Source organism: Halococcus thailandensis JCM 13552, assembly GCF_000336715.1.
Classification (GTDB): Archaea; Halobacteriota; Halobacteria; order Halobacteriales; family Halococcaceae; genus Halococcus; species Halococcus thailandensis.
Map to the genome: position 1 here is coordinate 101,109 of NZ_AOMF01000174.1, position 21,430 is coordinate 122,538.

General features: G+C 65.9%; 19 protein-coding genes and 1 tRNA gene. 8 read left to right on the forward strand and 12 right to left on the reverse strand.

The window, feature by feature from the left end:
- Positions 1–265: 265 nt before the first annotated feature.
- Complete coding sequence (locus C451_RS18090) at positions 266–460, forward strand: cold-shock protein (RefSeq protein ID WP_004052044.1); 195 nt, start codon at positions 266–268, stop codon at positions 458–460.
- A 107-nt stretch (positions 461–567) separates the two neighbouring features.
- On the opposite strand, the gene C451_RS18095 is transcribed toward C451_RS18090, so the two are convergent.
- The 3 genes from C451_RS18095 to C451_RS18105 all read right to left on the reverse strand — a co-directional run bounded on the left by C451_RS18095 (position 568) and on the right by C451_RS18105 (position 3,941).
- Positions 568–1,359, reverse strand: coding sequence for an SDR family NAD(P)-dependent oxidoreductase (locus tag C451_RS18095; RefSeq protein WP_007742852.1), 792 nt, complete (start codon positions 1,357–1,359; stop codon positions 568–570).
- 42 nt (positions 1,360–1,401) lie between these two features.
- Complete coding sequence (locus C451_RS18100; RefSeq protein WP_007742853.1) at positions 1,402–2,262, reverse strand: MBL fold metallo-hydrolase; 861 nt, start codon at positions 2,260–2,262, stop codon at positions 1,402–1,404.
- 515 nt (positions 2,263–2,777) lie between these two features.
- Positions 2,778–3,941 (reverse strand): enolase C-terminal domain-like protein, encoded by a 1,164-nt coding sequence (locus tag C451_RS18105; protein ID WP_007742854.1) that lies wholly within the window; start codon positions 3,939–3,941, stop codon positions 2,778–2,780.
- 177 nt (positions 3,942–4,118) lie between these two features.
- Between C451_RS18105 and C451_RS18110 the strand changes: the two genes are divergently transcribed.
- A complete protein-coding gene (locus C451_RS18110; RefSeq protein WP_049913212.1) occupies positions 4,119–5,318 on the forward strand; it encodes a hypothetical protein in 1,200 nt (399 codons plus the stop codon).
- Between the two features lie 169 nt (positions 5,319–5,487).
- Here C451_RS18110 and C451_RS18115 read toward each other — a convergent pair whose 3' ends face one another.
- The 3 genes from C451_RS18115 to C451_RS18125 all read right to left on the reverse strand — a co-directional run bounded on the left by C451_RS18115 (position 5,488) and on the right by C451_RS18125 (position 6,865).
- Positions 5,488–6,087, reverse strand: a complete 600-nt coding sequence (locus tag C451_RS18115) for a TetR/AcrR family transcriptional regulator (protein ID WP_007742856.1) — start codon at positions 6,085–6,087, stop codon at positions 5,488–5,490.
- A gap of 76 nt (positions 6,088–6,163) precedes the next feature.
- A tRNA-Arg gene (locus C451_RS18120) sits at positions 6,164–6,236 on the reverse strand.
- Between the two features lie 44 nt (positions 6,237–6,280).
- A complete protein-coding gene (locus C451_RS18125; protein WP_007742857.1) occupies positions 6,281–6,865 on the reverse strand; it encodes a 2Fe-2S iron-sulfur cluster-binding protein in 585 nt (194 codons plus the stop codon).
- A 620-nt stretch (positions 6,866–7,485) separates the two neighbouring features.
- Here C451_RS18125 and C451_RS18130 point away from each other — a divergent pair.
- A complete protein-coding gene (locus tag C451_RS18130; RefSeq protein ID WP_007742858.1) occupies positions 7,486–9,447 on the forward strand; it encodes an AMP-dependent synthetase/ligase in 1,962 nt (653 codons plus the stop codon).
- A 39-nt stretch (positions 9,448–9,486) separates the two neighbouring features.
- Here C451_RS18130 and C451_RS18135 read toward each other — a convergent pair whose 3' ends face one another.
- On the reverse strand, positions 9,487–10,500 hold the full coding sequence (locus C451_RS18135; protein WP_007742860.1) for an NAD(P)-dependent glycerol-1-phosphate dehydrogenase: 1,014 nt from the start codon (positions 10,498–10,500) through the stop codon (positions 9,487–9,489).
- Positions 10,501–10,595: 95 nt separating this feature from the next.
- Here C451_RS18135 and C451_RS18140 point away from each other — a divergent pair, with 95 nt between their 5' ends.
- Complete coding sequence (locus C451_RS18140; RefSeq protein ID WP_007742861.1) at positions 10,596–11,939, forward strand: sulfatase-like hydrolase/transferase; 1,344 nt, start codon at positions 10,596–10,598, stop codon at positions 11,937–11,939.
- Here the strand turns inward: C451_RS18140 and C451_RS18145 are convergent.
- The 3 genes from C451_RS18145 to C451_RS18155 form a co-directional block, all read right to left on the reverse strand.
- Positions 11,936–12,625 (reverse strand): sugar phosphate isomerase/epimerase family protein, encoded by a 690-nt coding sequence (locus C451_RS18145; RefSeq protein ID WP_007742862.1) that lies wholly within the window; start codon positions 12,623–12,625, stop codon positions 11,936–11,938. The two genes, C451_RS18140 and C451_RS18145, sit on opposite strands and share 4 nt — an antisense overlap.
- 99 nt (positions 12,626–12,724) lie before the next feature.
- Positions 12,725–13,480, reverse strand: coding sequence for an SDR family oxidoreductase (locus tag C451_RS18150; RefSeq protein ID WP_007742863.1), 756 nt, complete (start codon positions 13,478–13,480; stop codon positions 12,725–12,727).
- Positions 13,481–13,548: 68 nt separating this feature from the next.
- Positions 13,549–14,523, reverse strand: a complete 975-nt coding sequence (locus C451_RS18155) for an NAD-dependent epimerase/dehydratase family protein (RefSeq protein WP_049913213.1) — start codon at positions 14,521–14,523, stop codon at positions 13,549–13,551.
- A 112-nt stretch (positions 14,524–14,635) separates the two neighbouring features.
- Here C451_RS18155 and C451_RS18160 point away from each other — a divergent pair, with 112 nt between their 5' ends.
- Positions 14,636–15,157 (forward strand): GNAT family N-acetyltransferase, encoded by a 522-nt coding sequence (locus tag C451_RS18160; protein WP_007742865.1) that lies wholly within the window; start codon positions 14,636–14,638, stop codon positions 15,155–15,157.
- A 1-nt stretch (position 15,158) separates the two neighbouring features.
- Here C451_RS18160 and C451_RS18165 read toward each other — a convergent pair whose 3' ends face one another.
- Complete coding sequence (locus C451_RS18165; RefSeq protein ID WP_007742866.1) at positions 15,159–16,298, reverse strand: acyl-CoA dehydrogenase family protein; 1,140 nt, start codon at positions 16,296–16,298, stop codon at positions 15,159–15,161.
- A 96-nt stretch (positions 16,299–16,394) separates the two neighbouring features.
- Here C451_RS18165 and C451_RS18170 point away from each other — a divergent pair, with 96 nt between their 5' ends.
- From C451_RS18170 to C451_RS18180, 3 genes are all read left to right on the forward strand, one after another.
- Positions 16,395–17,192, forward strand: coding sequence for an RIO1 family regulatory kinase/ATPase domain-containing protein (locus C451_RS18170; protein ID WP_007742867.1), 798 nt, complete (start codon positions 16,395–16,397; stop codon positions 17,190–17,192).
- 57 nt (positions 17,193–17,249) lie between these two features.
- Positions 17,250–18,815 (forward strand): succinic semialdehyde dehydrogenase, encoded by a 1,566-nt coding sequence (locus C451_RS18175; protein ID WP_007742868.1) that lies wholly within the window; start codon positions 17,250–17,252, stop codon positions 18,813–18,815.
- An 84-nt stretch (positions 18,816–18,899) separates the two neighbouring features.
- On the forward strand, positions 18,900–19,481 hold the full coding sequence (locus C451_RS18180) for a hypothetical protein (RefSeq protein WP_007742869.1): 582 nt from the start codon (positions 18,900–18,902) through the stop codon (positions 19,479–19,481).
- A gap of 26 nt (positions 19,482–19,507) precedes the next feature.
- On the opposite strand, the gene C451_RS18185 is transcribed toward C451_RS18180, so the two are convergent.
- Positions 19,508–21,235: a carbon starvation CstA family protein gene (locus C451_RS18185; protein WP_007742876.1), complete on the reverse strand. Its 1,728-nt coding sequence runs from the start codon at positions 21,233–21,235 to the stop codon at positions 19,508–19,510.
- Positions 21,236–21,430 lie beyond the last annotated feature (195 nt).

Here is a 21,430-nt window from a genome sequence, read left to right on the forward strand (position 1 = left end):
TTCCCGCATTCCTCGCAGGTCACTGTCGCCATGGTTCGGTTACGATTTCGTACGGTATGAACGTTCGGCGTCCTGTGGGGACCGTCGTCATGACCCCTTGGAATCGCTCCGAGTTCCGATCGGTTCGGATTCGCACTCGTCACCCGATCCATCGATGACTCCGAGACGGTCCACGGCCGGACGATCCACGGTACGCACGCTCCGGGTCCGTGATACCGCCCCTCGCACAACCCTTATCCCCGGATGGGCGTTGGGTCTGCTTGCAATGGCAACTGGTACGGTCGACTTCTTCAACGACACGGGCGGTTACGGCTTTATCGACACTGAGGACTCCGAGGAGGACGTTTTCTTCCATATGGAGGACATCGGCGGCCCGGACCTCGAAGAGGACACCGAAGTCGAATTCGACATCGAACAGGCTGACAAAGGACCGCGAGCGACCAACGTTACCCGACAGTAACGCCGCTCAGCGGACGCAGACGAACGACGAACCATCGATTTTTACGTGTAGCTCGAAGCCGAGCGACGGCCATCCCAATCGCGGAATCCAGTGGAAAATCGAACCGCTCAGATCGCCGTCCAGCCGCCGTCGACGAACAGGAGCTGGCCGGTGATGTAGGCGGCGTTCTCGCTGGCGAGGAACAGGGCCGCGCCGGCGTTGTCGTCGGGATGGCCGGCCCGCCCGAGCGGAACGGGTTTGATGAACCCGCCCTCGTCGCCGGCAGCTTCCTGGGCCTCGTCGGACCAGCCCTCGGTGAACTCGGTGGCGATCTGACCGGGCGCGATCGCGTTCACCCGGATGTCGTGCTCGGCGAGTTCGAGCGCCGTGCCCTTGGTGATCATCTTGATCGCCCCCTTGGTCGAGTCGTACTGGACCTGCCCGTGCTGAGCGACCCACGAGGAGATCGAGGCGGTGTTGACGATGCTCCCCGGTTCGTCGCGATCGATCATATCCTGTGCGGCGGCCTGCGTCCCGAAGAACACGCCCTTCGGGTTCGTCTCGTGAAGCCGGTCGAAGTCCTCTTCGTCGACGTCGAGGAAGGCCTCCGAGTGCTGGATGCCGGCGTTGTTCACCATCACGTCCACACCGCCGAACTCGCGAGCGGCCTCGACGACCGATTCGAGTTCGTCCGGATCCGAGACGTCCGTCTCGACGTACTCGCCAGTGTTGCCCGATTCCGAGATCAGTTGGTGGGTCGGAACGCTCTCCCCGTCCATCTTTGGCTCCTCGCGCACGTCGGCGACGATCACCGTCGCGCCCGCGCGTCCGAATCCGAGCGCGATGGCGCGCCCGATACCCGCGCTGCCGCCGGTGACGATCACGGTCTCGTCGCTGTAATCGAAGGTCGCCGTTCCCATAGCTCCTGCTCGCACGTCGACCCCTTAAATCCGCTGCCGGCGCTACTCGCGGCGGTCCTGCAACTGCACGACGCCCGGTTCGCCGACGTCCACGCGATCGCCGATGGAGACGATCTCGACGACGCGCGGGTGCTCGTAGGAGGCCGCGTGCTCGTGGACGATCTTCGGATCGGAGCCGACGCCCTTCCACATGTCCCAGTGCACGGGCATCAAGCGATCGAGATCGAGCTGGTTCGCCGCCTCGACGACTTGCTCGCCGTCGTTGTACCAGTCGGTCGGGTAGGTCTCCGGCGGACTGTCCTCCGTGTGGAAGATATTTCCGACGGTACCGTAGGCGAGCACGCCGAGATCGATGTCGAATTCGTCGGCGATGTCGGAAAACTCGTCGGCCGGCCGTGAATCGCCCGCTGCGAAGAAGGTGCCCGATTCGTGTTCGACGACGTAGGTCACAGGCTCCTCGGCATCCGGATCGTTCGCGCCGCGGACGTGGATCGAGAGATCGCCGACGGTGAGGTCGTCACCGGGCGCGACGGTCTCGGCTGAGGGAGCCTCGACGTCACCGTCGTAGTTCGGCGCGTCCTGGGAGGCCGCGGGCGTGTAGAGGTCGCCGCCGCAGTCCTCGACGAGCGCGCGGTGGGAGGGCGGATGCATGTGGTCGATATGCTCGTGGGTGACGAGGACGGCGTCACAGAGCGTGGCGTCGGCGGGGTCCATCGGCACGGGAATCATCCGGATCGTGCGCGGCGGCGAGCCGTCGCCGAGATACGGATCGAGGTAGATCGTCGTTTCGGCGGTGCGGAGGACGTAGCCATTACAGCCGAGATACCAGACCGCGAGCCCGTCCGGGTCGGCGGCCTCGATCTCGTCCTGTACGAACCAGTCGCCCCACGTCGAGTGTACCATACCGCGCAGGCTTCGCCCTCGATGCTAATATACTGCCGGCCGGCTCTCGTCGATCGTCCGCGCCACCCGTGGTCCGCTGCGGTCGGCGCGCGCTCGCGGTCGTGTGTGAACGGTGCGAGGCACGAACGTAGTGAGTGTGATTCGAGACGCCTGCGGCGTCTCGTCATTGTCGAGCAAAGCTCGACTTGCAGTCAGAACGCATCACGTTCTGACGACATCACGAGAGAGCGAAGCTCTCTCGAACGACCTCGATGCGAACGGGGAGGAACGACCCGTGAGCGAAGTGAGCACCGAGCGCGAATACTGTGCGAGGTCTGCACGAGCACGGCGAGTGCAGGCTCGTCAGGACGGAGTTCTGACGGTGGATGAGTGAACGACCGAAGGGAGTGAGCGAATCGGCTGGGGAAGTGGGCGGTGCGGGGCAGTTGCGGTCCCTCATTTGAGTCAGGATTCGTCGTTAGGAGATCCGCTTCCATCGGCACATCCGAAAATACGATTGCTCGCCCGAATTCGACCTATTCGTAGGTCCGTCCGCCGGCTTTGTGCTCGTCGATGAACTCCCAGTCGTACTCGACCCCGAGGCCTGGTCCGTCGGGAACCGGGACCGTGCCATCGCTGTCGATCGAATCGAGCTGGTCATCGTACTCCTCGTAGATCGGCGGGGCGGTGTTCTGACAGTCGGGGTGGACGAGCGCCATCTCGTAGTAGTTCGCGTTGCGCATCCCGGCCATACAGTGGCGCTGAGCCGGCCCTGGCGAGTGGATCTCCACGTCGAGACCGTGGCCCTCGGCCATGTGGGCGATCTTCATCGCGCCGGTGATGCCCGCGTCGTACTCGGGATCGGCGCGGACGAAGTCGGTCGCCTCGCGGTCGACGAAGTCAGTGTGCGATTCGAGCCCGCGGACGTGTTCGGTCTGGAGGATCGGCGTGTCGAGCTGCTGGCGAAGCTTCCGGTGGGCGTGCTGGGAGATGCCGCCGTCACGGAACGGGTCCTCGTACCAGAGGAACTCCTGTTCGTCGCACGCGCGGCCCACCTTCAGCGCGTCGCCGAAGGTCTCGTACTCGCAGGCCGGATCGATCATCAGATCCATCCCGGGCACGCGCTGGCCGACCGCACGGACGGTCTCGACCTCACGAGCGATGTCCCGGCGTTCGTCGCTGCCGCCCCAGCCATGAATTTTGAACCCGCCGTAGCCCATCTCCTCGCACTGCTCGGCGAAGTCGGCGTAGGCCTCCGGCGAGTCCAACCCTCCGTTATCGTCGGCGTGGTAGGTCGAAGCGTAGGCGGGCAGGCGCTCGCGATACTGGCCGAGCAGTTCGGCGATGGATGCGCCGTAGTGTTTGCCGGCGAGATCCCAGAGCGCGATGTCCACCGGGCCGATCCCCATGCGGTCGTATTTTCGGAGCGCGCGTTTCATCTCCGACCAGTGGCGCTCGCGTCGGAGCGGGTTCTTGCCGATGAGATAGTCGGCGACCTCGTGGAACTGGGCGAACGCCGGCGAGTTGCCGCCGACGAACTCGCCGGTGAGATCCCCGTCGGTGTGGACACGAATGCTGAACAGCCGACGTTCGGTGGTCTCTCCGGGCTCGTAGACGAGGTTGAACCCTGGGTCCGAGCCGACGTCGGAGAGCGTGTAGCTGAACTCCGTCGTTTCGATGCGCGTGATTTCCGGCGGCATGACGGCCCGCTACACAACCGTGATAGAAAAACCCATCTGTGTCATTCGGCTTTTCGCTGTCGGCACTCCTCGATCTCGTCGATCCGCCGATCTCGATGATCACGTGTCAGCGCCGCGTTCACTGGCCCGTCCGTCGAACCGGTGGCCGTATATGGCGGCCGACACAACCCCCGAACAATGACTTCCAGCACGGACCGCACAGCCACGGATCGGTCGGACGGCCGTCTCGGAAGCCGGCGTCTCGGGCGCGCCATGCTCACGGCCGTCCTCCTCGTCGCCGGGCTCGGCTCCATGCCGGTCGCCTCCGCCCACGGCGGGACCGTCACCGTCAACGGGTTCAGACTCGAACAGTGGTTCGGGCTCGTCCCGCTCGTCGTCGGTCTCGGGATCGTCGTCGCCAGTCAGTATCTGCATCGCCTGCGGCCGGCAGCGGCCCGCTATCGTCTTCACGGCACTATCGTCGGTCTCGTGGTGGGGATCTTCGGCGCGATCTGGATCGTCCAGCTCTCGCCCTACGAGTGGCTGACCGCTCAGCCGATCGTCCCACGGGCGATCCACGCCCCGCTGATGCTGCTCGTGGGCGGGGGAATCATGCTCGCGAGCGTGCTCGTCGGCCAGTTCCGCTGGTCCCGGCAACCCCGATTCGCCGGTCTCGGCGTCCTGCTGGGGCTGTGGGTCGCCTATCCCGGCCTGTCGGCGTTCGGGCTCTACACCGAGACGAACTCGCTGGGCTATCTCATCGTTCTCGGCCTCGTCGTCGGGCTCGGCTACGTCCTCTATCGGGACGCCGGCGGTCTGATCCGTCAGCTCCTCGCCGACCGGACGGCCCGGCGGTTCGGGATCGCCGTCGGCGGACTTTCGGTGCTCTTCTTCGCGTTCTCGTCGGGCATGCTCTATCTGATCCCCGACGACGGCACCGGCGTGTCGCTCTCGGAGCAGATCGTCTCCGTGCTGCCGGTGGCCGACCCGCTGGTGATGTGGCCGGCCGTCGAGTTCTGGTATCCCGACGTGCCGATCGGCGGGGTAGTCTCAGTCGGAACGGTGCTCCTCGTCACCCTGTTCGGCACACTCATCGGGTTGAACGCGGCACTCTTCGCCTTCCAGTCCGGTAGCGGGACTTCCCAGACGGGCGCGGGAATCGCCGGCATCGCCGCCCCGCAGGCGTGCTGTTGCTGCGGGCCGGCGCTCTCGCAGATCGCCGTCGTCGTACTTGGCCCGTCGGCCGGCGCGCCGATCTATCTCCTCTTTGGCGACCCCTCCTCGTCGATCGGCTCGCTGTTTTTCGTCGCCAGCGTCGCCGTCCTGACGGGGCTGCTCGTCCGTGCCACCGACCGGCCCGACGAACCCCAGCCCGAACCCGCGACCGCGCCCGCGTAACTCGCGGACGATACTTCTTACACCCGAGCAGTTCGGCTGCTGTTGACGACGAAGTGGCTACCGTTCGGATGAACCAGCACTGGCTCACGACGAGCAACTCGAATATAGAAACGAACAGCACCCGCGCCCGAACGATGAAGAAGAGAGCGCGTCGCCCGCCCTCGATCGATCAGTCCTCTCCGTCGGCGATGAGCCGTGACTCGACGAGATCGACGACGGCCTCGCGGGCGGCGGTTACGTCGTCGTCGGTCGTCACGCGGCGTAACATCGCGCCGGTGACCGTCGACACCAGCAGCGTGGCCGTCTCCTCGACACCGATCTCGCGGAAGCTCCCGTCGTCGATGCCGGCGGTGAGCACGTCGACGAACGCATCGTGGATGAGCCGGTCGACGCGGGTGAACTGCTCGCGGTAGGCCGCCTTCGAGAGTGCCCGCGAGCGCAGCTCGAACAGCGCAAGCTGGAACTCCCGATGTTCGTCCGGCGGCGACTCCGGGAGAAATTCGTCGACGAGCGTCCACAGCTGTTCGTCCGGGCTCTCGTCCCTGTCGATCGCGTCCTCGATGGAGAACTGGTCGAGCAGATACGAGAGAAACGCGATGAGGATCTCGTCTTTCGTGTCGTAGTGGTAGTAGAGCAGCGATTTGCTCTTGTCGAACTCGTCGGCGATCGCCTGGATCGTGAGGTCGGCGTACCCGTGCTCACAGAGGGCTCGGTACGTCGCCTCCATGATATCGATCTGTGTCTCGTTGCGGGCGGTGTCCGCACTCATAGTAACTAACTATTCAGTCAAGATGGAAAAACGCATCGCTCCGCGTGTCGGTTCGCTCATCACTTCGTCTCACTCACGGGCGCGACGGGATTTGAACCCGCGACGTCTTGGTCCGGAACCAAGAACTCTATCCACTGAGCTACGCGCCCACAGAACAGGAGAGGGAGGTCGGTGCTTTAGGCGTTGTGATAGCTCAGGGCGTTTCGTTCGTTTCGAGCGTCATGTCGGACGTCGGGTAGGCGACACAGGTCAGCGTGTAGCCGTCGCCGACTTCGTCCTCGCTGAGCATCTCCTGACCATCGTGGGTGAGATAGTCCTCGGAGGGGCCGTCGGCGACGTGGCCGCCACAGGAGAGACACTGGCCCGCACGGCAGGCGTAGGGAAGGTCCCAGCCCTGCTCCTCGCCGGCTTCGAGCAGCGTCTGGTTTTCGGGCACTTCGAGCGTCTCGCCTTCCTTCTCGTACTCGACCTCGTACACCTCGGCCTCGTCGTCCGGGATGGCGGCCGGACTCTCGGACTCCTCGGCCTCCTCGCTCTCGGCGAGTTCACCCTCGGCACCACCCTCGCCGCCGATCGCTCCGGCCGGTGCCCCACCGCCACCGATCGACCGGTTCATCGGCTCGGGGAAGTTCGTGTCCGGAACGCTCTCGGCACGCCGTTCGAGAACCGACTGCGAGACGTCGTCAGGGATGGGGCGCTCGGTGCCCGAGGAGAGATGCAACACCACCGTCATCAGCACCAGCAGAACGCCTATCGACAGCCCGAATGCCTCGACCATATCCGGCGTATGGAAGGGCGGTTTAACTACCTATTGATTCCCCGCATCCACCTTTTTGCTGCGGGGGTGCGCGCCGGTGGCGTCTGCTCGCGGGCCAGGGCCCGCTCGCACGGGCCGAGGCGGTGGAGCCGCCTCGCAGCGCTCAAATCCTTGCAAAATCTGGACCAAAAATTTCCGCTCATTCGGTCGACGCCCTCGATCGCAGTGTTTTCGTGAACGACCGCAGGGAGTGAACGAGAGCCAGAGAGACGCGAAGTCGTTCGAGAGAGCGGAACTCTCTCGTGATGTCGTCAGAACGTGATGCGTTCTGACTGCAAGTCGAGCTTTGCTCGACAATGACGAGACGCCAAAGGCGTCTCGAACTACGTCTCTCGTGAACCGCGCTCACTTCGCTTGCGCGGACACGGCTCCGCTCCGCAACCGTCCCGCACGGCACCGCCGAAGCCCTCGGCACTCCCGCCGGTCGTGCCTCGCCCTTCATCCGCCAGGTCCGTACCGCCACAGCACCGCAGCCGTCCGGCGGCCGCACCGCCACCGCCGCGCGATCGCCACCCTCGTCGTCAAATCTCACCGCCTGTGTCCGGGCCAACAGCTATGGTCGCTGCGTGACATCAACGACCATGAGCGACGGGGATTGGCGCGCGGCCGAGCGCGACCACACCGACGAAGTCATCGGCACCGACACCATCCCGCGACTGTTCGAGCGGAGCGCGACCCGCAACGCCGACCGCCCGGCTCAGCGATACAAGGGCGGCGTCCACGAGCGCTCGCTCGCTGGGACCGTCATCAGACGCGCCGACCCCGGCGAGTACGTGACGCTCAGCTACGAGGAACTCCAGTCGATCGTCCGCTCGCTCGCGGCCGGTTTCCGCGATCTCGGTGTCGAGAGCGACGACAGAATTGGGATCTTCTCCGCGTCGCGCATGGAGTGGGCACAGGCCGATTTCGCCCTGCTGGCCGCTGGCGCTGTCGTCACGACGGTGTACAAGGAATCCTCGCCGCGACAGGTGGAGTATCTCCTCGACGATCCCGGTGCCACCGGTGTGATCGTCGACAGCCGCGACCGACTCGAACGCGTGCTCGACGTCGAGGACGCACTCGACCTCGAATTCGTCGTCGTTTTGGACGATATTTCGACCGACCGTGACGGCGTGTTCACGATCTCGGAGGTCTACGAGCGCGGCGAACAGGCCTTCGACCGCGCGGCCTACGAGCGCTGGCTGAGCGAGCGTACCTCCGACGACCTGGCGAGCCTCATCTACACCTCCGGTACAACGGGCAAGCCCAAGGGCGTCAGGATGACACACCGGAACTTCCGTGCGAACATCAATCAGCTCAGAAAGCGCTTCGGCGATCGTCCCGACAAGTCTGCAGACCTCCCTTCGGTGGGTCGCGAGACGGTCGCGCTCTCTTTCCTCCCGCTCGCACACGTCTTCGAGCGCCTCGCGGGCCACTTCTTCCTGTTCGCGAGCGGTGCGACCGTCGCCTACGCCGAGAGCGCCGACACGGTGGCCGAGGACATTCGAACCGTCCAGCCGACGACGGCAACCAGCGTCCCGCGCATCTACGAACGCATCTTCGACTCGATGCGCGAGGACGCCGACTCGGCGATCAGACGCCGGATCTTCGAGCGCGCGGTCGCGGCGGCAAAGCGCACCAGCCGTCGGGACGACCCGGGCCGGACGCTTCGCTTCGAGCGCGCGCTCGCCGATCGCCTCGTCTACAGCACCGTGAAGGAGGCGATGGGCGGCAACATCGAGTTCTTCATCAGCGGCGGCGGCAGCCTCTCGCCCGAACTCGCCAGACTGTTCGACGGGATGGATCTGCCGATCTACGAGGGCTACGGGCTCACCGAGGCCGCACCCGTCGTCTCGGTCAACCCGCCCGAGGCACCGAAACCCGGCACGCTCGGCCCGGCGCTCACCGGTGTCGAGACGAGACTCGACGCGTCGGTCCTGCCGGCCGATCAGTACGACCGCGATGGCGATGTCGGCGAGCTCCTCGTCCGTGGGCCGAACGTTACTGATGGGTATTGGGAGAATCCCGAGGAGACGGACGCTGACTTCGAGGACGACGGCTGGCTGCGGACCGGCGACATCGTCGAACGTGATGTGGATGGCTATTTCGTCTATCACGAGCGGCTGAAACAGCTGCTGGTGCTCTCGACGGGGAAGAACGTCGCCCCCGGGCCGATCGAGGACGCCTTCGCCACCTCCGAGCGGGTCGAACAGGCGATGGTGCTCGGCGACGACGAGAAGTTCGTGAGCGCTCTGGTGGTCCCGAACTTCGAGGGACTGCGCGCGTGGGCCGCCCGGAAGAACGTCGAACTGCCGAGCGAGCGCGCGGCACTCTGTCGCGACGAGAACGCTCGCGAATGGGTCGACGCACACGTCGAGAACGTCAACGAGGAGTTGGAGCCCCACGAGCAGATCAAGCGTTTCGAACTCGTCCCGACCGCGTGGACGCCCGAGAACGACCTTCTCACGCCGTCGTTGAAGAAAAAGCGCCGCAATATCAGAACTCGCTTCGCCGATCGGATCGACCACATCTACGCCGCCGAGCAGCCAGCGGCCGACGATTAGCGGGCCCCGATTGGATCGGTGGAAAAGCCGGCAAGCGGTCTACGCCCGGTCGATGACGCCCGTCGTCGTGGCGAGTTCGCGGGCGGCGCTCTCGTTCATCCCGTTGCCGAGGATCTGTCTCTTATACACATCTCTGATGGCGNCGCTCAGAGATGTGTATAAGAGACAGTCGCGGATGTTCGTCCATCTACCTTCCTCACCGCTGTGGAGATACTCCGTCAGGATCGAGCCCACACCGACCTGATGACCGTGCAGTGCCGCGCCGGGGGCGATTCGGTCGAGCTGATGGGAAAAGAGGTGTTCGGCCCCGCTGGCCGGCCGCGAGGAGCCGGCGATCGACATCGCCACCCCCGAAGAGACGAGTGCCTTGACGACGACCCAGGCCGACTCCTCCAGCCCGCGCTTGATCGAATCGGCGTTGTCGACGAGCATCTCGGCGGTCATCCGACTCAGCGCACCAGCGTACTCCGAGTATTCCACGTTTTGGAGGCGGTGGGCGAGCTGCCAGTCGCGGACGGCAGTATAGTTCGAGATGATGTCGGCACAGCCGGCGGTGGTGAGCTCCCAGGGCGCGTCGGCGATGATCTCGGTGTCGGCGACGACGGCGAGGGGTGGCTCGGCGGCCACGCTGTGGCGCGAGTCGCCCTCGGGGACCGACCCGCGCCCGGAGACGATGCCGTCGTGGCTCGCGGCCGTCGGCACGGAGACGAACCCCATGTCGAGCGAGTCGCTCGCCATCTTCGCGATGTCGATCGGTTTGCCGCCGCCGACGCCGACGAGAAAGCCTGCTTCCTCGGCGCGGGCGGTCTCGATGACGCGCTCGACGGCCTCGAAACTCGCTTGCTCGACGACGACCGTCGCCGGCTCCATCCCGTTCGCGGCGAAATCGTCGACGACGCGCTCGCCGGCGACCTCGCGGGCCGTCGGACTGGTCACGACGAGGGGATCGCCAGTCAGGTGGAGTTCGGCTATGGCCTCGGTCGCCCGCGGGAGCACGCCGTGGCCGACCACGACGTTGCGCGGCAGCCGGATCCACGTGGTCTTGTCGAACATGGCCCCTCTCGCCGCCGGGTCGGCAAACCGTTTGTCCTCCGCTGCCGGCTCTCGCCCGGCGAACAGTCATACGTACCCCGCGGGTAGCACCGCCGATGAACGTCGCACTCGTCGTGATGGACACGCTGCGCTTCGATACCTTCCGCGAACGGTTCGACTGGCTGTCGGGGATCAGGTTCACGAACGCGTGGGCGACGAGCCACTGGACGGTTCCGGTGCACGCCTCGCTGTTCGCCGGGAAGTACCCGAGCGAGCTCGGCGTCCACGTCGATAACCAGTCGCTCGACTGTCCGGAGCCCGTGATCGCGGAGCAACTCGGCGAGGCCGGTTACACGACGCGTGCGTTCGCCAGCAACATCATCCTCGCCAGACCGTTCGGCTTCGATCGCGGCTTCGACGAGTACACCGGCACGTGGAAGTTCCGCGCGCTCTCGGGCGACGTCTTCGATTGGGAAGCGTTCGCCGACGAGCCTCAGGGACCGGCCGCGTACGCACGGGCGGGCTGGGACTGTCTCACCGAATCCTACGAGACGTGGCCATCGCTCGTGCGCGGGGCGCGCGTCGCACTCGATCGCGTCGACGAACCGCCGGGCCACGAGAGTCGGGCGGCACTCGACTACGTCCGACGAACCGACGTCGGCGACCACGAGTTCCTGTTCGTCAACCTGATGGACGCGCACATGCCGCATACCCCGCCCGAGAGCTACCGGACCGCAGAGATCGACGAACCGTACGAGACGGCGACCGAGTACAACGGCCTCGTCGCGACCGCCGGCGACGGCCCCGATACCGATCCCGCCGTGCTCAAGCAAGCCTACGACGACAGCGTGCGCTACCTCTCTGACGTGTACCGGGAGATGCACGAAGAACTCCTGGACGATTTCGACGTCGTCGTTACTATCTCCGATCACGGCGAACTGTTCGGCGAGCACGACGTCTGGCAGCACTCCTATGGGGTGTATCCCGAACTCGCACACGTCCCCTGCGTGATCTCCGGGGACGGCATCGACGACGCGACCCGCACCGAGCCGATCAGCCTGCTCGACGTCCACCGGACGCTGCTCGATCTCGCGGGAATCGGGGGCGAATCACGGGGGAACGGACTGCTCGACCTCAGCGGCCCGACCGTCACCGCGGATCCGACCCCGCGGGACTGCCTCGTGGAATATCTCGGGCCGAACCCCCGCAACCGGGAGAAAGTCGAGCGACTCGGCTACGATCCGACCCGATTCGACGAGGAACTGTTCGGCATTGCGGCCGGTTCGTCCTACGGCTACGAGACGAACGACGGCTTTCGTATCGTCGGTGACGCCGACGAGAGTGCGCTCCGGGATCGTCTCGCCGAGCTCCGCACGGACATCGACCGGCGCGACGCGCGCTCCGAGCGGGGGGTCTCGGAAGCGACGCGCCGGCAGCTCGAACAGCTCGGCTACGCTTAGTCGCCGATGGCGATCATCCGCGAGAGGTCGTTCGACTGCGTCGCGGCGAACGCTTCGAGCGCCGCCCGTTGGTCGTCGGGCATCACTTCGAGCACGACGATCCCCTCGAAGTGACGGTCGAGCAGCCGTGCGGTCGCCGTCATGTCGATGTCGCCCGCGCCGAACGCCAGTCCGTCCTGGACGGGTGTCGAATCGCAGAGATGGATCACCTCGATCCGATCGCCGTACTCCACGAGGAGCGACTCCAGTTCGTCGAGGTACTCCCGCTCGGCCATGAACAGGTGGGCGACGTCGAGAACGAGGTCGTGGCCCGGTCGGAGGACCATGTGACGCAGGTGGCGGGCGCTCACGCCGGTCTTGTTCTCGTAGCCATACGGCGATCGCAGATCGAGCGCCTCGACGTCGGCCGTGTCGACGTGGTTGACGAAGCGCGAGTGGAAGACGACGTACGCGTCGCACGCCGTCGCGAGCCGGTCCGTCCGGTCGAGATACTCCCGCTCGGCCAGCGGGACGTGTGGCGTGTGTACCGATACGATCCGGACGTCGCTGCTGGTGACGGCGTCGATCGTCTCCTCGACCGGTTCGAGGTGGTGGCGTTCGAGGTACAGTTCCACCGCCTCGAACCCCCGGTCGGCCGCAGCGGCGAGCGCGTCCGGTTCCGGCGGGCACTTGCCAGCAATCAACATTGTCCATCATACTAGTCCGATCGCCCTATCCTCACCACTTGCAGTGGAAAGGGCTATTTCCCTATTTACATATGGGTACCGACATTTTTGCCACGACCGTTACCCCGCATCGGTCGGCCGGACGGTCAGCTGATCGACGCTCACGTGTGCTGGCCGCGTGAGCGCGTACTGAACGGCCGCCGCGACATCCTCGCCATCGAGTGCGCGCATCGACGCGACGAGCGTTTCGACGTCCGCCTTCGTTCCCTCGTCCGTGATCCGGTCCGGGAGTTCGGTGTCGGTCACGCCGGGTTCGACGACGGTCACGCGAACGCCGTCGTCGGCGACCTCGGCGCGGAGCGAGTCGGCGAACGCCACGACGCCCGCCTTCGTGGCCGCGTACGCGCCGAAACGTGCGCTCGGGCTCTGAATGGCGTCGGACGAGAGGGCGACGACGTGGCCACCGTCGCCCGCCCGGAGCGCGGGGAGTGCGGCGCGCGTGACGGTCATCGTCCCGAGCAGGTTGACCTCGACCATTTGCCGCCAGTCGTCGCGGTCGGCACGTTCGACCGGTGCGGGCAGCATCACCCCGGCGTTGTTGACGAGCGCGTCGATCCCGCCGAACGCCTCGGTCGTCCGCGCGATCATCTCCTCGACGGCCGCCCTGTCGGTGACGTCCGTGGGTATCGCCAGCGCCGTGCCACCGTCGTTCTCGATCGCCGTTGCGAGCGTTTCGAGACGATCGGCCCGCCGTGCAGCGAGCGCGACGTCGGCTCCCGCCGCCGCGAGCGTTTCGGCCGTGGCCGCGCCGATGCCCGAGGACGCGCCCGTGACGAGCGCCACCGTTCCGTCGAGTTCGCCGGTCGCATCGTCCATGGCCGAAGCACACGCGGCGGGCGAATGAAGCTGTCCCCGGCTCTGTCTCTTTCCCCTCCCTCTTCCCCTCAGAGCGTGTCGAGCACCGAGAGCACGCGCTCTTCGGCCTCGCGGTCGGGACCGTTCTCGCGGCCAGTCCGATCGCTCGCGCGGTGCTCGTCGACCGTTCGGGCGAGCGCTTCCTCGATCGGTGTTGCCTCCCAGCCGAGCGCCGAGAGCCGATGGGTATCGAGCACGTGTGGGTACGAGCGATACAGCGGGAAGTCGTCGAGCGCCAGATCGGCGGCAGCGAGTTCGCGCTCGTTCGCGGTCACGATATCGACCTCGGTGTCGAGCGCGTCGGCCACGAGTTCGATCCACTCCGAGAGGATCGGCAGTCGGCGGTCGCCGACGTTGTACGCCGCGCCGGGGGTGCCCTCCTCGGCGACGATCCGGAGCGCACGGGCCACGTCCTCGACGAAGACGAGGTGGCGCAGACAGTCGCCGTCGCCGGGCACCAGCACGCGGTCGTGGTTGTCGACCCGATCGAGCCAGTAGTCGAACCGTTCGGTGTAGTCGTGCGGGCCGTAGACCACCGGCGGGCGTACGCTCATCGCTTCCACACCGTGGGCAGCGGCGTCGCTCACGACGCGGTCGATTTCGGCCTTTCGCGGGCCGTAGGTCTCCTGTGAGTCGTCGGTCGCCTGCTCGGCGGTGCAGTCGTGGAGGGCGGTCTCGCCCTCGCGTTTGGGGATTTCCTCGCTCCCGTAGGCCGCACCGCTCGAGATCACGACGTACCGGCTGTCGTCGAACAGCTCGATCGCCGTCCGAACCTCGCCGGGGTGGTAAGCCACGCAGTCGACGACGACGTCGGGATCGCGCTCGGCGGCGCGTTCGAGATCGGCCCTCTCGGTGCGATCGCCCTCGACGTGTTCGACGTGCTCGCCGAAGGGATTGTCGTGGGTGCCGCGATTGAACACCGTGACTCCGTACCCGCTGTCGAGCAGTTCGGTGACGGTGTGGCGGCCGATGAACCGCGTGCCGCCGATGACGAGTGCGTTCATGCCGGAGCCACTCGTGGCCGGGACAAAAGTCGTCGGGAATCGGCGATGGTGCTCGTTCGTCAGGCCGGCGGGTGCACGGAACACTGATACTGCCGGACGAAATGTGTCGGGTATGCCCGGCCCGGTCTTTCTCGACGGCGAGGCGATCGCGCTCAGAACGCCCGCGGAGGAGGACGTCGAGTTCCTCCAGCGCAACATGAACGACCCGCGGGTGCGCCGCCCGATCGGGTCGTTCGGACCGGTGAGCGAGAGCGACGAGGAGGAGTGGATCGAGAACGCCAACGAGGACGGTGTCTCGCTGCTCGTCTGTGTCGACGGCGAGCCGGTCGGTACGATCGGTCTCTCGGACGTGATGGAGTCGTGGGGCTGTGCGGAGATCGGCTACTGGCTGACGCCCGACGCCTGGGGTGAGGGCTACGCGACCGAAGCGACCGACCTGCTCGTCGAATATGGCTTCGACCAGCGCCGGTTCAACAAGATCGTCGCTCATGCCTTCGCCTTCAACGCGGGCTCGCGGCGCGTGCTCGAAAAGGTCGGTTTCGTCGAGGAAGGCGTTCTCAGGAGGGAGGCGTTCGTCGACGGCGAGTTCGTCGACGTCCACCGCTACGGTCTGCTGGTCGACGAGTACGCGTGAGTCAGAGGCCGAGCTCGCGCCCGATGACGAGATGCTGGATCTCCGATGTTCCCTCGCCGATCTCCATCAGTTTGGCGTCGCGGTAGAACCGCTGTGGCGCGAAGTCGGTCGTGTAGCCGTAGCCGCCGAGCACCTGGACGGCGTCCTCGGCGACCTCGCGGCTGATCTCGCTCGCGTCGAGTTTCGCCAGCGCGCTCAGGCGGCCGACGTCGGCGCCGGCGTCGTAGGTCGTCGCGGCCTTTCGCGTGAGGAGGCGTGCGCGCTCGATCTTCCGATCCATGTCGACGATCGTGTTCCGCACGGCGTCGAACTCCGAAATCGACTGACCGAACTGCTCGCGCTCGGTGGCGTACGATTTCGCCGCCTCGTAGGCCCCCTGTGCCAGCCCGACCGAGAGCGCCGCGATCGAGATGCGTCCGCCGTCGAGCGTCTTCTTCGTCTGCTCCCAGCCCTCACCCTCCGCCCCCAAGAGGCGATCCTCGGGGAGTCGGACATCGTCGAGTTGGATCTCACACGTCGGCGAGGCGTTGAGCCCCATCTTGTCCCAGATCGTCGTGACCTCGAAGCCGTCGTCGTCCGGGTCGACGATGAACGTCGAGATCCCGCCGTAGCCCGCACCGGGATCGGTGACGGCTTTGACGAGTACGGAGCCGGCCTCGCTCGCGTTCGTGATGAACTGTTTGGTGCCGTTGAGGACGTACTCGTCGCCGTCTTTCTCCGCGCGGGTGTCCATGTCGCTGGCGTCGCTGCCGCTGCTGGGTTCGGTGAGCGCCCAGCCGCCCATCTGTTCGCCCTCGGCCAGCGGGCGGAGCCACTTCTCCTTCTGCTCGTGCGTGCCGAACAGTTCGAGCGGCTTGGAGGCCAGCGAGACGTGGGCGGCGTACGAGAGCCCGATCGATCCCGAGACGCGCCCGAGCTCCTCGGTGACGAGCGAGTACATGAGCTGATCGCCGCCGAGGCCACCGTACTCCTCGCTGATCGGAACGCCCATCACGTCGAGTTTGCCCAGTTCGTCGAACACCTCGGCGGGGAAGCGGTGTTCGTCCTCGATCTCCTGGGCGAGCGGAGTGATCTCCTCCTCGCAGAACTCCCGGACCGTGTCGCGCATCATCCGGTGCTCGTCGGGCAGGTCGAAATTCATACCGCCACTACGACGGCGGGGGGATAAAACCCTCGGCAACGATCATTGGTGATCACCGGACGCGAGGGTTTTACGCGCCCGTGTCCGAGTTCGGCCGTGGCAGTCCGTCGATTCGTCCGCGGTCGCGTCGAGTGGTCGCGCCTCGAAGCCGTCTGTCGGGAGGTCGCGGCCCGGTACGGGCAGTCGACCGTCCACGTGAACTTCCTCGACGGCGACAACTGGCTCTCGACGCCCTGCGTCGTCGACGACCGCTGGTTCGTCAAGATCATCAGCCCACAGAACGCGCTGGTCCACGCGCTGTTCACCGCCGGACGAAACCTCGGGATGTTTTCGAGCGGCACCGAGGGCTTCTTCGAGCGCCTCGACAGTCCCCTGGAAATGGCCGAACACGAACTCGCCGCCACCCGCCGCATCCGCGAGATCGGCGTCAACGCGCCCGAGCCGATCGAGGCGTTCGGGCACGGCGATCTCGGCGTGGTCGTCCTCGAATATCTGCCCGCGTTCCGCACGCTCGCGGAGCTCTCGCCGGCGGAGACGGCGGCGATCGCGCCGGATCTCGTCGCGTCGCTCGCGCGGATGCACGCGGCGGGGTTCGGCCACGGTGATCTCCAGGCCGAAAACGTCCTCGTCGCCGACGGCGAACTGTACTTCATCGATGCGACGAGCGTACGCGAGGACGCCTCCGTCGACGCCCGTTCGTACGATCTCGCGTGTGCGCTCGCGGTGCTCGAACCGACTCTCGGCGGGCGGGCGGCAGTCGACGTCGCCAGCGAGCGGTACAGTATCGAGGAGCTGCTCGCCGCCCGCGAGTTCGTCGATTTCGTCGGCGTGCGTCCCGACCACGACTTCGACGCCGCCGTTCTCCGTGCCGAGATCGAAAAGCGCGCGGCGTAGTTCCGTCCCGGTCATGACCGGGAACAGCTATACCCGAGCGTCGCCCCTGAACGGGGTATGGCAGAGACCACGACACGGCGACCGCCCAGCGAGTTCGCCGATCTACTCGGCCAGCTCCCGGCGGATGCAGGGGATCGCGAGTCGATCGCCGTCGAAGCACCCGACACCGGCGACGAGCTCGGCACGGTGCCCGCCCACACCGCGGCGGACGTGCGCGTGGCCACCGAACGCGCCGCCGACGCACAGGCCTCCTGGGCCGACCGCTCGTTCGACGAGCGCGCAGCCGTCGTCGAGCGCTATCACGATCTCGTGCTCGACGAGCAAGCGGAACTGCTCGATCTCGTCCAGCGCGAGAGCGGCAAGAGCCGGCGCGCAGCCTACGAGGAGCTACTCGATATCGCCATCACGAGCCGGTACTACGCCTATCACGGCGACGAACACATCCAGTCACGCCGGCGCGCTGGCGCGATCCCGCTGCTGACGAAGACCGTCGAACACCACCATCCGAAGGGCGTCGTCGGCATCATCTCACCGTGGAACTACCCCCTCACGCTCGCGGTCTCGGACGCGATTCCGGCGCTGCTCGCCGGCAACGCCGTCGTGCTCAAACCCGCGAAGGAGACGCCGTTCACCGCACTGCGCGCCGTCTCGCTACTCCGCGAGGCCGGCCTTCCCGACGACGTCTTCCAGATCGTCACTGGCCGCGGCTCGGAGATCGGTACGCCGCTCATCGAGAACTCGGACTACCTGATGTTCACGGGGAGTACGGAAACGGGTCGGACGGTCGCCGAACAAGCTGGAGCGAACCTGATCGACTGCTCGATGGAGCTCGGTGGGAAGAACCCGCTTCTCGTGTTCGACGACGCCGACCTCGGAAAAACCGTCGAGGGTGCGATCCGCGGCGCGTTCACCAACGCTGGCCAGCTCTGTATCTCGCTCGAACGGTTCTACGTCCAGTCGGGCGTCCGCGAGGCGTTCGAGCGACGGTTCGTCGATGCGGTCGACGAGCTCGAACTCGGAACGAGCCTCGATTACGAGTCCGATGTCGGATCGCTGGCCTCGGCCGACCAGCTGGAGAAGGTCGAATCCCACGTCGAGGACGCCCGTGAGAAGGGGGCGACGGTGCTCACGGGTGGCGAGGCACGGCCCGACGTCGGCCCGTATTTCTACGAACCGACAGTGCTCACCGACGTCACCGACGAGATGACCGTGGCGAGCGAGGAGACCTTCGGCCCCGTCGTCGCCATCCACGAGTTCGACGAGGTGAGCGAGGCCATCGAACTGGCGAACGACTCCGAGCGCGGGCTGAACGCGAGCATCTGGACCGAGGATTCCGATCTCGGCCACGCGGTCGCTCGCCGGATCGAGTGTGGCACCGTCAACATCAACGAGGGCTACGTGGCGACGTGGGCCTCGACCGACGCGCCGATGGGTGGGATGAAGGAGTCGGGGCTCGGCCGGCGACACGGCCGCGAGGGAATTCGCAAATACACCGATGCACAGACGGTGGCCGAACAGCGCCTCGCACCGATCGCCGCCCCGGCCGGCGTTCCCGAGGAGCTCTACACTGCGGGGATGACGGCCGCGATGCGCGTGCTGAAGCGGATTCCTGGGCTTCGATAGCTGGATTCATCCGACCCACTAACTCGTTGCCCGATCCAGCGAGAAACGAAACGGGCAACCCCGGAGCACGGCTACACGCACTCGATGGCTGACGCCGACACCGAACCGTCCCGACCCGTCCAGACGGACTATCTCGAACGGGTCGCCGAGCGGCTCGAAAACTCCTACGACCTCGAACGCGATCGAGCGGTCGGGGACACGACGTGGACGCTGTACGGCCGGCTCACGCTCGAACGCGAGAAGTATTTCCTCCATCCGACGGTCTCCTACGCCCGACACGACTCGGACGAACATCTCTTCGTTCGCTGGATCGACGCGATCGACGCCGAAACCCTCGACACGGCGATCGATCTCGGACATACTCTCGCCGACGACTGGATCGAGGCCGACGAGCGCCACTACAGCACCGACTTCACGTTCGTCTTCGTCGCCCCGACGATCCCGGAAGCGGTCGCCGACCGCGTCGCGGGGTTCCGCGACCGAACGCTGCTCAAGTACGGCTACTACGGCCACTACGAGGTGAATCTCGTCGTCGTTGCTCCACGCTCCGAGGAACTCGCCGCGAGCGAAAAGGCCGACGTCGCCGCGGCGTTTCGGACGTGGACACCGCCCGTCACCCGCGATCGTGGTCTCTTCGGCCGGCTCGCGGACGCGATCTTCGACTGATCGATCGATAGCGAAAAACGGATCGACTACTGGTCGGTGCCGCCGTCGGCAGCGGTGACGTTCTGCCCGCGGACGTCCCGGATGTTGCCGAGACCCTGCCGGAACAGCGCCATCGCGAGCACGAGGAGGATCGTCCCGATGACGATCTGGAGGCCGAGCGACCACGCTGCCGTCTCCGCGTTGCCGAGGATCAGCCCCTGATAGAGGTTCTGATAGAACTCGAGATAGACGAGCGCACAGACCGTCACGACCGACATCAACACCATCGGCACCCCGGTCGAGACGAGCTGTTTGCTATCGTCCCAGTTCGCCAGCCAGACCGTCGCGGTGAGCAGCGCAAGCGCGGCGAGTAGCTGGTTCGCACTGCCGAAGAGCTGCCAGAGCGGCGTCCACGTGCCTGACGCGATCAGAACGTAGGCGACCGCACACTGGACAGCGCTGTTGGCGTAGCGGTTCGAAGCCACCTCCTGGGTCGTCGTTTCGGGCGTGCCGACGATTTCCTCGAAGAGATAGCGGCCGAGCCGGAGCGCGGTGTCGGTCGAAGTGAGCAGGAAACTCACCATCACGAGCGCCATGAACGGTGCGCCGAAGCTCGCCGGGATCCCGAGGCTACTCAGGATCACGCCACCGCCACCCGCGAACTTCGGGAGCGCGAGCCCGACGCCGCCGGTCGCGTCGGCCGCGGTGACGCCCACGACCGCGACCGCCGACAGCGCGACGGTGGCGAGCAGTCCCTCACCGAGCATCCCGCCGTAGCCGATCAGGCGGGCGTCGGTTTCCTTGTTCAACTGTTTCGCGGTCGTCCCCGACGAGACGAGCGCGTGAAAGCCGCTGATGGTTCCACAGGCGATCGTGACGAACAGCATCGGGAACAGCGGGCTGGACGCCCCGAGCGTGCTGTTGCCGCCGAAGCCGGTGAACGCGGGGATGTTCGTCACGAGCGCTTCGTTCGCGCTGCCGAGCACCGTGCCGACGATGATCGCGACCAGCGCGCCGCCGACGCCGGCGTACAGCAGGAACGACGAGAGGTAGTCACGCGGTTGCAGTAGCGTCCAGACGGGCAGCACGCTCGCGATGAACGAGTAGACCAGAACGATCGGGATCCACTGGGTCTGTGTAAGCTGAATCGGAAAGCGGAGTCCGACGAAGACGCTGGCGAACGTCAGCGCCACGAACAGCACGGTGCCGGGGACGAAGGGGAGATCGAACTGGTAGAGATAGACGCCGAAGACGAGCGCGAGCGCGATGTAGAGCATGCTCGCGGTCGCGGCGCTCGGATACTCCTGAAACACCAGTCCGACGACGTAGGCGAACACGGCGACGACGAGGATGATCGTGAGGAAGGCGAACCAGAGCAGGAGATCCTTGCTCTCCTCGCCGACGTACTCGCCGATGATCGAGCCGATCGAGCGGCCCTCGTGGCGGAGACTGCCCGAGAGCGAGACGAAGTCGTGGACCGCGCCCATCAGTGGGTTGCCGATGGCGATCCAGAGAACGGCCGGCAGCCAGCCCCAGAGGAGGCCTGCGGTGATCGGGCCGACGATCGGTGCGCCGCCTGCAATACTCGAGAAGTGATGACCGAGGAGGACGGGTTTCTTCGCCGGAACGTACTCCTGTCCGTCCTCGTACTTGTGTGCCGGTGTCTCGGCGTCCTCGTCGAGCCCAATAAATTGGGCGAGATAGCGTGAATAGCCGATATAGCCCACGCTGAACAGGACGAGTACGCCGACGACCAATCCGATGAGTGCAACCATATGTGCACGGTACACTACTCAACTTTCATGATAAGGGTTTCCATACACTGTTCGATAGTATAGTGTGTGACAGTGCACAACTCTCTATCCGGGGTCGGGTCCGAACGTGGTCTCGCGAACGTCGTTCGACCGTCCGTCTGTACTGACGTCGTCAACGACCGCATGCTGCTCGATCGTGTCCTGCTGGTGGGTGAC